The sequence below is a fragment of the Enterococcus sp. AZ120 genome, from assembly GCF_050546165.1.
In the GTDB taxonomy this organism is placed as follows: Bacteria; Bacillota; Bacilli; order Lactobacillales; family Enterococcaceae; genus Enterococcus; species Enterococcus faecalis.
On the sequence record NZ_CP172950.1, the window covers coordinates 493,094 to 506,829 of the forward strand.

Genomic DNA, 13,736 nt, shown 5'->3' on the forward strand with positions numbered 1-13,736 from the left:
CCATGAAAAAAGCTAGAGTGATTTATAATCCAACGTCAGGAAAAGAGTTAATCAAAAAGAACTTAGCCGATATTTTATCTATTTTAGAAGAATGTGGTTATGAAGCCAGTGCATTTGCGACCACACCAGAAGAAAATTCAGCACGCAATGAAGCACATCGTGCTGCGCGGGCAGGATTTGATTTACTAGTAGCTGCAGGTGGAGATGGGACCATTAATGAAGTCGTGAATGGGATTGCTCCGTTGAAGCGGCGCCCTAAAATGGCCATTATTCCCGCTGGAACGACGAATGACTATGCACGGGCCTTGAAGATTCCTCGTGATAATATCGTTAAGGCAGCAGAAGTGATTAAAAAAAATCAAACTGTCAAAATGGATATTGGCCAAGCCGGCAAAAATTACTTTATCAATATTGCGGCGGGTGGTCATTTAACGGAACTGACTTATGAAGTTCCATCAGAGTTGAAAAGTATTTTTGGTTACTTAGCGTACTTAGCCAAAGGAGCCGAAATGTTGCCGCGAGTGAAGCCGATTAAAATGCGCATGACGTATGATGAAGGTGTATACGAAGGCAACGCCTCAATGTTTTTCCTAGGGCTGACTAACTCGGTGGGTGGCTTCGAGCAAATCGTACCAGATGCTAAATTAGATGATGGTAAGTTTTCATTAATCATTGTAAAAACAGCCAATATTTTTGAGATTCTTCATTTAGTTGCATTAATGTTAAATGGTGGAAAGCATGTTGAAGATCATCGACTAATCTATACAAAGACCAGCTATTTACATGCAGAAACGTTAGAAAAGAACAATAAAATGATGATTAATTTAGATGGTGAATATGGAGGCGATGCTCCAATGACCTTTAAAAATATGCATCAACACATTGAAATTTTTGCAAATGGTGATGCACTGCCGTCCAATGCGATTATGGGTTCTGTCTTAACTGGTAGCGATGAGATTGTCGTAGAGTCAGAAGACGAAGAGGAAGAAGCATATAACGAAGCCAGCAAAGAATTTGTCAAAGAAGTTGAACGACTAACAGACGAAGATATTGATGGCGATGGAAAGATTGCCGAAAAAGAAAAGCACTAGGTAGTCCGTGAATAGCTAATGAAAGATTTAGTTGATAAGATCTTTCATTGGCTATTTTTTGACTAAGGGAAAGGGTCTCATTCTTTTATTTACCTAAAAAGCTCAAACGAAATTGCTAAATCGCCATGAAAATTCGTTGTTGCTTTTCTTAGGTATTTTCATTAGAATGAGTGAAGTGTATAAAAAGAAGGAGCGACTTATGAAAAATTATCCAGTAAAGAAAAATGACGTCATTGAAGTAGAAATCGTTGACTTGACGCATGAAGGTTTAGGCGTGGCAAAAGTGGACCATTATCCATTGTTTATTGAAAATGCCTTACCAGGTGAAAAACTTGAAATCAAAGTCTTAAAAACAGGCAAAAGTTTTGGTTATGGGAAAGTATTGACTGTCCTAAAAAGCAGTGAACAGCGGGTGCCCGTGAAAGATGAAAACTTTACAAAAGTCGGAATCAGTCCGTTGCAACATTTAGCGTACGGCGCCCAACTATCATTTAAAACGCAACAAGTCGAAAATGTTATGCAACGTGTTGCTAAATTACCAGAAGTCCCTGTTTTACCAACAATTGGGATGAACGATCCGTGGCATTACCGGAACAAAGCACAAATTCCCGTGCGTAAAATTGACAACCAACTACAAACAGGTTTTTTCCGGAAAAATAGCCATGATTTAATTCCGATGGAACATTTCTATATTCAAGACCCCGAAATTGATGCAGCAATTGTTAAAATCCGTGACATTATGCGTAAATATAGCGTAAAACCTTATAACGAATCTGATAATACAGGGAACTTACGCCATATTGTCGTTCGTCGTGGCTACCATACTGGGGAGATGATGGTTGTTCTAATTACGAGAACACCGAAATTATTCCCAATTAGTAAAATTGTGCCAGATATTTTGGAAGCTATTCCGGAAGTAGTCAGCATTGTACAAAATGTAAATCCAAAACGAACCAATGTCATTTTTGGCGACGAAACCATCTTATTACATGGGTCTGAAAAAATTACAGATACTATTTTTGATTTGAAATTTGAAATTTCCGCGCGTTCATTTTATCAAGTAAATCCACAACAAACAGAAGTGATGTATCAAAAAGTTAAAGAGTATGCGGCTTTAACAGGCAATGAAATTGTGGTGGATGCCTATTGCGGGATTGGGACGATTGGCTTAACTTTAGCCCAAGATGCAAAGCAAGTTTACGGTATTGAAGTAATTGAAGAAGCGGTCAAAGATGCAGAAAATAATGCTAAATTAAACAACATTGAGAATGCCACTTTCACGGCTGGTTTAGCGGAAGAATTATTGCCAAAATTAGTTGAAAATGGCTTGCAACCAGATGTTGTGGTGGTGGATCCACCACGGAAAGGGTTAGACGGTCAATTAGTAAACACATTAATTGAAACGCAACCTGAACGAATTGTTTATGTCAGCTGTAATCCAGCCACACTCGCTCGCGACATTGCATTATTAACAGAAGGTGGCTATGAAGCAAAAGAAATTCAACCAGTGGATAATTTCCCACAAACGACCCACATTGAATCTGTCACGTTATTAACAAAGGCGGTGGATTAAATGAATGAAAAAGAAAAAATGTTAGAATTAATTAAAAAGAAACAAGGTGGTGGCCGTTCTAAAAAAATGGAAACTCCCAAAAATGATCGTAAAAACATGCGCAAAGGGCCTAAAATTTTTAATAAATAAGCGGTTATCAGTAAAAAGTTGAGGTCGGGACAGAAGCGTTTAACTCCGAGAAATAAGAAGGAATTTCCGAAAATTGTTCTGTAATTTTTGGAGAATTCCGGCTTATTTCCGAAGGAGTTGCTTTTGTTCCCGCCGTTTATCAGTTTTTGAGCGTGGAGCAAAAATCCAAAGTGATTTTTGTCCCACGCTCAACTTTTTTGTTAAAGCATTCCTAGCCAAACAAATAAGTTGTTATTTTGCTAGTAAATCTGTTATTTTAGACAAAAGACAAGGAGGGCTATTCAGTGGAATATGTAACAACATTAGAAGAATTAGAAGAAAAAATTACAGACAATCGTCTACAAGCCGTCTTTTTGACAGCAAAAAATTGTAGTGTTTGTACAGTTGATAAACCGATTGTCGAAAAAATTGCAACAAAATATGAATTTCCTACATACATTGCAGAAGCTGATAAAAGTCCAGAAATAATTGGACAATTAAATGCTTTTTCTGCACCGACCATTATCTTATACTATGAAGGAAAAGAAATTCATCGCCAAGCTAAAATTATTAACTTTCAAGAAATTGAAAAGAGAGTTCGACAAGTACAAGAAAATAGTTAATCAAAAAGGAAGCCACCGATCACGGAGAGGCTTCCTTTTTAATTATCTCGCTAAATGTTCAGTTTGTTGTTGAGAAAAAAGTTGATAACTGACAAAAACTTCTGCTCTTTTGTTTACTTCTAATTTAACGAAAATATTGTGGATATGTGTTTTTACTGTCCCGATTGATAGGAATAGTTCGTTGGCTATATCTTGATTTGTTTTGCACTCTAAAAGTAACGAAAGCACTTCTCGTTCTCGCTGCGTTAATTGATAGGCATCACAAAAAGGCGCCAAAAGTACGGGTTCATCTGATTGATTTTCTTCCAATTTAGCAGCGTCTTTTTCAAGAACCGACAGAGGAAAATCACGATTACAGAAGTAGATAATGGCGATCGAGAGAATGATTGTATAAATATCTTCAGAAACGTTTCGGTTGTTAATTTTAAAGACAATATCAGAATATTGGTCAATGTTAAAAATAACGAAGGTATCTTCCAAAAGAATCGCCACACCGAAACCAATGCTTAGCCAACCAATAAAACGAAGATATTTTTTCGCAAGGGCTGATAAAGGATCTATTCGTAGTTGATAGAGCGCATAGCATCCAAGGTAAATTAAAAATAGCTGATTGGGTAAATAGTACAACCAAACTTTTAAGGCGGAATTTTGTGAAAATGGAATAGCTAGCATCCATAAACCAATTAAAAATAACCAGACAAATTGATAATTTTTAAAAGGACGACCACTAATAGTATTGATAATAGCCAGATAGGCAAAATTACAACAAATAAAAATGATGGTCTTTAAAAAAGGTGCGGTCATAAAGGTCTGATTATATTCGGTTGCAAACGAATTAATGAACTCAGTCATATAAACAATCACATTGTCACAAATAAAAATAACCATTAAAAAGAGAAGCAATAAAAAAATCGGTTGTTTATTTTTCAAGTAAAGATTTAAGGTAAAGGTTGAAGTAAACGAATATAAAATAATCAACAAGATGTTATAAATAAAAACAAATGTCACGATTGGAAACCCCTTTCATCTTTTATTTTAAGTGAATGATTTTTCAAAATAATTATACCATTTTCAAATCTATGATTGGTCAGAAATTAGAGAGAAATCCGCCTAAACTTTTATAAACCCCTGGTGTATCAACGGTTTATAACCATAAATAAACTTTTTTTAATGAAAAATCACGCCAAAAAAGAAAGCGTTTTCTAACTTTTGGCGGATAGTAAACTCTTCGCTAAACTTGGTAAAGTCAATGTGTAAACAAAAACAACTTTAGGAGGAACACATCATGAAAAGAGATTACGTTACAACAGAAACATATACGAAAGAGGAAATGCATTACTTAGTCGATTTATCATTAAAAATTAAAGAAGCGATTAAAAATGGGTATTATCCGCAACTGTTAAAAAACAAATCTTTAGGAATGATTTTCCAACAATCTTCAACTCGAACACGAGTATCTTTTGAAACTGCAATGGAACAATTAGGTGGACATGGCGAATATTTAGCACCTGGTCAAATTCAATTAGGGGGACATGAAACGATTGAAGATACCAGCCGCGTATTGTCACGTTTAGTAGATATTTTGATGGCTCGTGTGGAACGTCACCATAGTATTGTTGATTTAGCTAATTGTGCTACCATCCCAGTCATTAACGGTATGTCTGATTACAATCATCCAACCCAAGAATTAGGTGATTTGTGTACCATGGTTGAGCATTTACCAGAAGGCAAAAAATTAGAAGATTGTAAAGTTGTCTTTGTCGGAGATGCGACACAAGTTTGTTTTTCTTTAGGATTAATCACAACAAAAATGGGCATGAATTTTGTTCACTTCGGTCCAGAAGGCTTCCAATTAAATGAAGAGCATCAAGCGAAATTAGCAAAAAATTGTGAAGTTTCAGGCGGTAGCTTTTTGGTCACAGATGATGCAAGTTCTGTTGAAGGCGCTGATTTCTTGTACACGGATGTTTGGTATGGCTTGTACGAAGCGGAATTATCTGAAGAAGAACGTATGAAGGTTTTCTATCCAAAATATCAAGTGAATCAAGAAATGATGGATCGGGCAGGTGCCAATTGTAAATTCATGCACTGTTTACCAGCAACACGTGGGGAAGAAGTAACTGATGAAGTAATTGACGGTAAAAATTCTATTTGTTTCGATGAAGCAGAAAACCGTTTAACATCTATTCGTGGCTTATTAGTATATCTTATGAATGATTATGAAGCAAAAAATCCTTATGATTTAATCAAGCAAGCAGAAGCGAAAAAAGAACTAGAAGTTTTCTTAGACACTCAAAGCATTTAACGGCCAACTGTCCACTGATTGAAAAAATGAATCAGTGGACAGTTTATAAAGAGAGGAAGAGTCTTCATGGAGGGGAAAAAGAAATTTAGTTTAACGAGTGCCATTTTATCAGTCATCTGTGTGGTTTTCGTTGCTGAAGCAGCGGCGCCTGTTGCTGCAATTGGTAATTCTCAGTTTTTTTGGTGGATTTTCTTATTAATTGCATTCCTATTGCCATATGGGTTAATTTCATCAGAATTAGGAACAACTTATATTGGTGAAGGGGGCATCTATGATTGGGTGACCAAAGCATATGGTCATCGTTGGGGTGCCAGAGTTTCTTGGTATTATTGGATTAATTATCCATTGTGGCTAGCTTCATTAGCCGTTATGACGCCAGAACTATTAACGACAATTACAGGTATTAAGTTTTCAACACCGATGATGATTATTGTTGAATTAATTTTTACTTGGATTGTGGTTTGGATTAGTTTTTATCCAGTCAGCGACAGTATCTGGATTCTAAATGGAGCTGCCGTAATCAAGATGGTTTTAGCTGTCTTAATTGGTGGGCTAGGATTGTATGTAGCCTTGACGAAAGGTGTTGCCAACGAATTTACCTTGAAATCAATGCTGCCAACGTTTGACTTAAGGAGTTTATCTTTTATTTCTGTAATCATTTTTAATTTGTTAGGATTTGAAGTCATCTGTACGTTTGCAGATGATATGGAAAATCCTAAGAAGCAAATTCCACAAGCTATTGTAGCAGCGGGGTTAGTCATTGCAGCCATTTATATTTTTTCAGCCTTTGGAATTGGGGTAGCGATTCCCACCGATCAAATTAGTACCGGCAGTGGTATGATGGATAGCTTTAAACTATTGACAGGCTCGACAGAAGGTTGGTTCATTATGTTGATGGCTTTCCTATTCCTTCTTACGTTGTTCGGAAACATGATTTCTTGGTCATTAGGAGTCAATAATACAGCTTGTTATGCTGCTGAAAATGGTGACATGCCTAAATTTTTTGAAAAACGTAGTAAGAAAAATGACATGCCAATTGGGGCTGCTTTGATGAATGGCATTGTGGCATCGGTGGTCATTGTATTAGCACCAATTTTACCTAATCAAGATTTATTCTGGGCCTTTTTCTCCTTGAATGTCGTCCTATTCTTGTTATCGTATATCCCAGTTTTCCCAGCTTTTTATAAGCTTAGAAAAATTGATCCCGATACACCACGTCCGTTTAAAGTTAACGGAAAACCAGGATTTTTAAAAGTTTTAGTGGTTTTGCCAATGATTATGATTATTATTTCACTGATTTTCACAGCAGTGCCTTTAGATTTTAGTCCCGCAGCATTAAATGAAAAATTACCAATCACAATTGGGGCAATCATTTTTATTCTGTTTGGTGAAGTAATTATTTACGTGAAAAAAATTAAGAAGGGAACGAAAGAAAATGGCTAAACGAATTGTAGGAAGTACCCCTAAACAAGATGGCTTTAGAATGCCAGGAGAATTTGAACCACAAGAGAAAGTTTGGATGATTTGGCCAGAAAGACCGGATAATTGGCGTGATGGTGGTAAACCTGTCCAAGAAGCTTTTACTAATGTGGCCAAAGCAATTAGTCAATTTACACCGATGAATGTGGTGGTTTCTCAACAACAATTTCAAAATTGCCGTCGCCAATTGCCGCCAGAAATTACGGTTTACGAAATGTCAAACAATGATGCCTGGGTCCGTGATTGTGGACCATCATTTGTCATTAACGACCATGGAGAAATCCGTGGTGTGGATTGGACATTCAATGCTTGGGGGGGATTAGTAGATGGTTTATATTTCCCTTGGGACCAAGACGATTTGGTTGCACAAAAAATTTGTGAAATTGAGCATGTAGATTCTTATCGTACAGATGATTTTGTTTTAGAAGGCGGTTCATTCCACGTAGATGGACAAGGAACAGTCTTGACTACAGAAATGTGCTTATTAAGTGAAGGTCGAAATCCACAACTTTCAAAAGAAGCAATCGAACAAAAATTATGCGACTATTTAAATGTTGAAAAAGTTCTTTGGCTAGGTGATGGAATTGACCCAGAAGAAACCAATGGTCACGTGGATGATGTAGCTTGTTTTATTGCACCTGGTGAAGTGGCTTGTATTTACACCGAAGATCAAAATAGCCCATTTTATGAAGCGGCACAAGATGCATATCAACGTTTGCTTAAAATGACTGATGCTAAAGGACGCCAATTAAAAGTCCACAAATTATGCTGTCCTGTCAAAAATGTAACCATTCAAGGCTCCTTCAAAATTGATTTCGTGGAAGGAACCATGCCAAGAGAAGACGGCGATATTTGTATCGCATCCTATATGAACTTTTTAATTACAAATGATGGCGTGATTGTGCCACAGTATGGTGATGAAAATGATTGTTTGGCTTTAGAGCAAGTTCAAACGATGTTCCCAGATAAAAAAATTGTCGGCGTTAATACGGTAGAAGTTGTTTATGGGGGCGGCAATATACACTGTATCACACAACAAGAACCAAAGCGCTAGGAGGGAAACAGATGTCAAAAATAGTGATTGCATTAGGTGGAAATGCGTTAGGAAATTCTTCGAAAGAACAATTGGCAAAAGCACAAACCGCGGCAAAATCGATTGTTGATTTAATTGAACAAGGCCATCAAGTGGTGATTGCTCATGGCAACGGGCCACAAGTTGGCAAAATTCGCTTAGCTTTTGAGGAAACGAGTCAATCTCCAGAAGATGTCGTGCCGTTTCCTGAATGCACAGCAATGAGCCAAGGCTATATTGGCTATCATTTACAACAAGCAATTGATGAAGAACTAGTAGCCAGAAATTTAGGGGAACAACCAGTTGTTACGTTAATTACACAAGTCGTGGTGGATCCAAAAGACCCAGCGTTTACAAAACCAACAAAACCAATTGGTGGTTATTATGACGAAGAAACAGCCAAACAGTTGATGGCGGAAACTGAGAACGTCTATCAAGAAGATGCGGGTCGAGGCTGGCGACGGGTAGTTCCTTCACCAAAACCAGTTGATATTTACGAAAAAGTTAGCTTGCGAACACTTGTTGATGCAGGACAAATCGTAATTGCTTGTGGTGGTGGCGGGGTTCCTATTGCCTATGATGGTCCAGTCTATCATGGTGTAGATGCAGTCATTGATAAAGACTTTGCGGCAGCAAAAATGGCTGAACTCATTGAAGCAGATGTTTTTGTGGTATTAACTGCAGTAGAACATGTTTTTGTTAACTTTGGTCAAGCAAATCAACAAGCTTTGACCGATGTTACGGTTACGGCAATGCAACAATATATAGAAGAAAATCAATTTGCGCCAGGTAGTATGTTACCTAAGGTAGAAGCGGCCATCAGTTTTGCAGAAAGTAAACCAAACCGCCAGGCGATTATCGGGCTTTTAGAATTAGCTTCGGAAGCAATCAAAGGAGAAAGTGGTACACGAATTACACAATAAATTCTCAGTATTTAACTTTCACAAAAGACTAAAACAAACGCATTTAGCGGACTATCTTAATCGTTAGAGAGTAGGACATCGGTCGTTTTGACGGATGTCCTACTCTCTATTTTGTCTTTTTAACGAACAAAACTGTTAGTTGTCATGCAAAAATAAACATAGTAAGATAATCTTTAAATGGTATAGGAGGATAAAAATGTCTAAATTTTTAAAAGTAATCGGAATAATTGCTGTTTTGTTAGTCATAATAGGCGCTGCAGCGTATTGGTTTATACTCAAAAAGTTCACTCCTGAGGCAGAAACCCCAGCAATGTACAATCAAGAGAGAATCGTTAAAACGATTGAAGACCAATTAAAAGAAACGGATGTACAAAAAGCTCGGACCAAAGCACCGTTTATTATTGAAAAAAATATCACTGAATTACAGCAAGCGATTGCCGACGGAGCATTGACCTATGAAGAACTTACGGCGTTTTATTTGGACCGTATTTTACAGTTCGATCAAATAGATAATGGCATGAACAGCATCTCTGAAATCCATCCGCAAGCAATTAAGGAAGCCAAGGCATTTGACCAGCAAGCCTCTCAAACACCGAAGAAGCCTTTGTATGGTATTCCTGTGACTTTGAAAGAAAATATAAATACGACCAACATGATTTCGAGTGCAGGAGCTTATGCCTTACGCACGTTCAAGCCTAAGGAAGATGCGGAAGTAGTTAAGAAGTTAACAGAGGCGCAAGCTTTGATTTTAGGAAAAGTAAACTTATCTGAACTAGCGAATTATATGTCAATGAAAGCACCAAGTGGCTATAGTTCCAAGCATGGACAAACACTTAATCCTTATGGGCCGCTCAAAATAACACCTTCAGGTTCAAGTTCTGGGAGTGGGGCTAGTGTGACGATGAATATCGGCGCCTTCTCTTTAGGCACTGAGACGATGGGATCGATTGTTTCCCCCGCTTCTCATCAATCAGTGGTTGGTTTTAAACCGACCCACAGTTCAGTAAGTGGCGAAGGTGTTTTGCCATTGGCACCGTCATTAGATACAGTTGGCCCGATTGCCCGAAGTGTCGTTGATGCTGCGCAAGGCTATAATGCGTTTAAGAAAGACACGGTTCCGAGCATTGATTCAACGAAATTTACTAAAAATAACTTACAAGGTCAACGCATTGGTTTGCTAGAAATGCTGAGTGCTGAAGAAGAATTTGCGACTGCTAAAAAGGCCCTCCAAAAAGCTGGAGCAGAAGTGATTCCGGTAACACCAGACATGGAAGGGATTGATGGCGGGAAAGTTATTTCCAATGAATTTAAGTTTGCATTGGAAGAATTTGCGAAACGTTATGACTTACCATTTAAAACACTGGAGGAACTAATTGTGTATAATCAACAAGATAAAAAGGTTCGTGCCAAGTATGGGCAAGATTTATTAGAAGCAGATGTTAAAAAGAAACAACCAGATAAAGAAATCATTCAAACAACCATTAAAAAAGCACAGCAAACGTTTGATGCGTTGCTAAAAAAACAACAATTAGACGGATATGCCTTTATTGATTCTGAAGGTACGGGTTTAAGTGCTGTGGCAGGATATCCTGAATTGACTGTTCCTTTGGCGAAAAACAGTGAAGGACAACCTTATGGGCTGACTTTTACACAAACTGCCAATAAAGAGCAAACGTTATTTGAGCAAGCTTACAGCTTTGAACAAAGTACAAAAGGACGGATAGTACTTTCAGACAACGAGCTGTTGGCAAACAGTAAAAAAATAAATAGAGATGAGCAGTAAAGGGAAACTAGGAATGGCGAAACATCTGTATCAAACCTAATAAAGATAATCGACCTACAAATGAAAGGAATTGCTTGTAGGTCGATTATTTAGGTGAGTCGTTTTTTTTGCTTTTTTAGGCGAATGTTTTCATGTAATAAGTTAATAAGTGGCCAGATTCGAGAAATAAGGCCGTCAATTTTTAAGCATCTCAATAAAAAGAGTGAACGATGGCTGTGTTTGAAGCATAAATATGTACGGTTGCTTCCGCTTTCGCAACATTAATTTGGAGCGCTGCCGTCGTAAAGGGTTCTGCTGCAGGAATTATTAGATGGAAACAAATCCATGAATACATAGAAGATTAAAGCAAGATGAAGAAAATATTGTGGCAATAAAGGATATCAGAAAGCTTACGTAATAACTATATGTAGTGTTTCGATATTTTTCGAATCAATATATAGTATTAAAATCTTCTTTTTATTCCGAAATCTGATTGACTTGTTTTTTAAAACGGAGTACTCTTATTGAGACGTCAACAGAGAAAAGTTTGGTTTTAGGAAGGTCGGAAATTTGTCGTGAATAAGAATTTTTTGGTGAATGATTTTAAAGGTTGGGAAACGAGAAGTTACTTGTTTTTAGCTTTGATGGTGGGGGTACAGTTGATTGCATTTGCTATCAATCCATCGAATTGGATTACGTTAGTAGGTGGTTTAGCCGGCATCATTTGTGTGAATTTAATTGCCCAAGGAAAAGTCAGCAATTACATTTTTGGGTTAATCAGTGCAGTGATTATTGGCTATTTTGGGTTAGTGACACGGGTATATGCGGAAGTTCTTTTACAAAGTTTCTATATTATTATGGACATTACAGGGCTTTATGCTTGGCTTCGGGCTAGCGAGGATGGCTCGGGTCAAGTAACCAAAGTAAAAGTTTTAAAAGGTATTCAGTGGTTGTATGCCTTTTTCACGTGGCTGCTCATTGGCGTAGCTGCATATATTTTGTTAGGCTTTGTAAATGATGCGCAACAAACATTAGATGCAATCACGTTCAGTGTTTCAGCGACAGGGATGTTATTGATGATTAAACGTTATCAATCGCAATTCGTGTTTTGGTTACTAGGAAATATTTTTTCAATTTTGTTATGGTTCCGAGCAGGGACGCACGCTGGTGGTGATTATGCGATATTTGTTATGTATTGTATGTATACTTTTAACTCAATTTTTGGTATGTTTAATTGGTTGAAGATAAAAAATAAAATGGAAAAAAATAGGTAGGGAGTTCGATGGCAGTGATTGTTTTAGCAGGTACGATTGGCGCTGGTAAATCTAGTTTAACAGCTTTAATTGCAAACCGTTTAGGTTCAGAAGCCTTTTACGAATCAGTTGATGATAATGAGGTATTACCTTTATTTTATGCGGAACCGGAAAAGTACGCATTTTTATTACAAATTTATTTTTTAAATAAACGTTTTGATAGTATTAAACAAGCATTAACGCATGAAAATAATGTATTGGATCGCTCGATTTATGAAGATTCATTACTTTTTCATTTAAATGCAGATTTAGGTCGTGCAAACGAAACAGAGGTCAAAGTGTACGATGACTTATTACAAAACATGCTCCAAGAATTGCCTTATGCTGCGCATAAAAAAAGACCTGATTTGTTAGTTCACATTCGTATTTCATTTCCCAAAATGTTGGAACGCATCAAAAAACGTGGCCGTCCTTATGAACAAATTGAGACAGATCCAACGTTGTATGATTACTATCAAATGTTGAACGAGCGTTATGATCAATGGTATGAAGACTATGATGAAAGTCCTAAAATTCAAATTGATGGCGATAAATATGATTTTGTCGAAGATCCTGAAGCGTGTCAATATGTCTTGGCGTTAATTGAGAAGAAAATTGAAGAATTAGAAAGATAAATAAAAAGAAGCAAGTCCGGACTTGCTTCTTTTTGACTTAAAATGTGGATAGATAGGCTAAAGTTGCTACTAAATAAAGGAGTGTAGTGCTAAATTATAGAATCGGATTTTAACCTTCCCCTAAGTTAAAATCGGATAATCTATCCATCGACAGTTTAAGTTTGTATAAAATAGCGGTAGCTATTATCAACGAAGTCATTCATCGGTTGACCTGACTTCTCTAGAAGTATACCATCGAAAATAACCAACAGTTGTTCAAAATTTGGACTTAGTAAGTGTAAATTTTGATTGAAAGTTTCTGCAAATCAATCATTTATTCAAAAAATAATGCTCGAAAGAAGGAAGATAAATGGGCCAAATTTGGTTTGAACGCATTCTACGGTGGCGCAAAAAAGCGCAACGATTTTTACAAGGACGTTATGCCCGGTTCGATGAATTGAATCGAACGCTGTTGCTAACAAGTGTCGTGCTGGCGCTCATCAATATTTTTACTGGCTATCTTTGGGTTCGATTATTGATTTTAATCACAGTCGCCTACGTGTATTATCGCTTTTTTTCAAAACATATTCACCCGCGATTGAATGAAAATCAACGGTTTATTCTTCGAAAACAACGCCTAATGCAAAAGGTTCATGCTTTTCGCAAGCGACACATGACTCAGAAAGAGTATCGTTATTTTAAATGTCCAAAATGTCAGCAGTCATTACGTGCGCCGAAAGGACGAGGAACAATCAAAGTCACTTGTTCAAACTGCCAAAATCAATTTATCAAAAAAGTCTGATCTTCTGTGTTTTTTGGTCTAGGCAACTTTTGGACTTGTGGTATACTTGAGAAAAGAAACCATTGGATATTCTAAAAGGGGAATATCTTGTT

At 37.1% G+C, this 13,736-nt stretch carries 13 protein-coding genes; 12 read left to right on the forward strand and 1 reads right to left on the reverse strand.

Translation table 11 applies throughout. From position 1 onward, the window contains the following. The first annotated feature begins 2 nt into the window (after positions 1 to 2). The 4 genes from IGJ46_RS02445 (at position 3) to IGJ46_RS02460 (ending at position 3,395) form a co-directional block, all read left to right on the forward strand. Positions 3 to 1,091, forward strand: coding sequence for a diacylglycerol kinase (locus IGJ46_RS02445; RefSeq protein WP_002355572.1), 1,089 nt, complete (start codon positions 3 to 5; stop codon positions 1,089 to 1,091). 199 nt (positions 1,092 to 1,290) lie between these two features. Then, positions 1,291 to 2,664 carry a 23S rRNA (uracil(1939)-C(5))-methyltransferase RlmD gene (rlmD, locus tag IGJ46_RS02450; protein WP_002364803.1) on the forward strand — a complete coding sequence of 458 codons (1,374 nt, stop codon included), beginning with the start codon at positions 1,291 to 1,293 and terminating at the stop codon, positions 2,662 to 2,664. Next, positions 2,665 to 2,793, forward strand: a complete 129-nt coding sequence (locus IGJ46_RS02455) for a hypothetical protein (RefSeq protein WP_002355577.1) — start codon at positions 2,665 to 2,667, stop codon at positions 2,791 to 2,793. Between the two features lie 284 nt (positions 2,794 to 3,077). Then, positions 3,078 to 3,395, forward strand: coding sequence for a thioredoxin family protein (locus tag IGJ46_RS02460; RefSeq protein WP_002355583.1), 318 nt, complete (start codon positions 3,078 to 3,080; stop codon positions 3,393 to 3,395). Between the two features lie 42 nt (positions 3,396 to 3,437). On the opposite strand, the gene IGJ46_RS02465 is transcribed toward IGJ46_RS02460, so the two are convergent. Next, a complete protein-coding gene (locus IGJ46_RS02465) occupies positions 3,438 to 4,283 on the reverse strand; it encodes a helix-turn-helix domain-containing protein (RefSeq protein WP_002392183.1) in 846 nt (281 codons plus the stop codon). A gap of 397 nt (positions 4,284 to 4,680) precedes the next feature. Here IGJ46_RS02465 and ptcA point away from each other — a divergent pair, with 397 nt between their 5' ends. The 8 genes from ptcA to IGJ46_RS02505 all read left to right on the forward strand — a co-directional run bounded on the left by ptcA (position 4,681) and on the right by IGJ46_RS02505 (position 13,644). After that, positions 4,681 to 5,700 (forward strand): putrescine carbamoyltransferase, encoded by a 1,020-nt coding sequence (ptcA, locus tag IGJ46_RS02470; RefSeq protein WP_002355587.1) that lies wholly within the window; start codon positions 4,681 to 4,683, stop codon positions 5,698 to 5,700. A 66-nt stretch (positions 5,701 to 5,766) separates the two neighbouring features. Further along, a complete protein-coding gene (locus tag IGJ46_RS02475) occupies positions 5,767 to 7,143 on the forward strand; it encodes an APC family permease (protein ID WP_002355588.1) in 1,377 nt (458 codons plus the stop codon). Beyond that, complete coding sequence (gene aguA / locus IGJ46_RS02480) at positions 7,136 to 8,233, forward strand: agmatine deiminase (protein ID WP_002361262.1); 1,098 nt, start codon at positions 7,136 to 7,138, stop codon at positions 8,231 to 8,233. Before IGJ46_RS02475 ends, aguA begins: the two co-directional genes overlap by 8 nt. An 11-nt stretch (positions 8,234 to 8,244) precedes the next feature. Continuing rightward, positions 8,245 to 9,174, forward strand: a complete 930-nt coding sequence (arcC, locus tag IGJ46_RS02485; protein ID WP_218391431.1) for a carbamate kinase — start codon at positions 8,245 to 8,247, stop codon at positions 9,172 to 9,174. 196 nt (positions 9,175 to 9,370) lie between these two features. Next, a complete protein-coding gene (locus tag IGJ46_RS02490) occupies positions 9,371 to 10,957 on the forward strand; it encodes an amidase family protein (protein WP_218391432.1) in 1,587 nt (528 codons plus the stop codon). 554 nt (positions 10,958 to 11,511) lie between these two features. After that, positions 11,512 to 12,210, forward strand: coding sequence for a nicotinamide riboside transporter PnuC (pnuC, locus tag IGJ46_RS02495; RefSeq protein WP_033785862.1), 699 nt, complete (start codon positions 11,512 to 11,514; stop codon positions 12,208 to 12,210). Positions 12,211 to 12,218: 8 nt separating this feature from the next. Next, positions 12,219 to 12,863: a deoxynucleoside kinase gene (locus tag IGJ46_RS02500; protein WP_002355594.1), complete on the forward strand. Its 645-nt coding sequence runs from the start codon at positions 12,219 to 12,221 to the stop codon at positions 12,861 to 12,863. Between the two features lie 349 nt (positions 12,864 to 13,212). Then, positions 13,213 to 13,644 carry a hypothetical protein gene (locus IGJ46_RS02505; RefSeq protein WP_002355595.1) on the forward strand — a complete coding sequence of 144 codons (432 nt, stop codon included), beginning with the start codon at positions 13,213 to 13,215 and terminating at the stop codon, positions 13,642 to 13,644. Positions 13,645 to 13,736 lie beyond the last annotated feature (92 nt).

Excerpts from the sequence above, each read along its gene's own strand:
- IGJ46_RS02445 (WP_002355572.1), top strand. The coding sequence starts at position 3 with ATGAAAAAAGCTAGAGTGATTTATAATCCAACGTCAGGAAAAGAGTTA.
- rlmD (WP_002364803.1), top strand. The coding sequence starts at position 1,291 with ATGAAAAATTATCCAGTAAAGAAAAATGACGTCATTGAAGTAGAAATC.
- IGJ46_RS02455 (WP_002355577.1), top strand. The coding sequence starts at position 2,665 with ATGAATGAAAAAGAAAAAATGTTAGAATTAATTAAAAAGAAACAAGGT.
- IGJ46_RS02465 (WP_002392183.1), bottom strand. The coding sequence starts at position 4,283 with ATGGTTATTTTTATTTGTGACAATGTGATTGTTTATATGACTGAGTTC.
- ptcA (WP_002355587.1), top strand. The coding sequence starts at position 4,681 with ATGAAAAGAGATTACGTTACAACAGAAACATATACGAAAGAGGAAATG.
- IGJ46_RS02475 (WP_002355588.1), top strand. The coding sequence starts at position 5,767 with ATGGAGGGGAAAAAGAAATTTAGTTTAACGAGTGCCATTTTATCAGTC.
- aguA (WP_002361262.1), top strand. The coding sequence starts at position 7,136 with ATGGCTAAACGAATTGTAGGAAGTACCCCTAAACAAGATGGCTTTAGA.
- arcC (WP_218391431.1), top strand. The coding sequence starts at position 8,245 with ATGTCAAAAATAGTGATTGCATTAGGTGGAAATGCGTTAGGAAATTCT.
- IGJ46_RS02490 (WP_218391432.1), top strand. The coding sequence starts at position 9,371 with ATGTCTAAATTTTTAAAAGTAATCGGAATAATTGCTGTTTTGTTAGTC.
- IGJ46_RS02500 (WP_002355594.1), top strand. The coding sequence starts at position 12,219 with ATGGCAGTGATTGTTTTAGCAGGTACGATTGGCGCTGGTAAATCTAGT.
- IGJ46_RS02505 (WP_002355595.1), top strand. The coding sequence starts at position 13,213 with ATGGGCCAAATTTGGTTTGAACGCATTCTACGGTGGCGCAAAAAAGCG.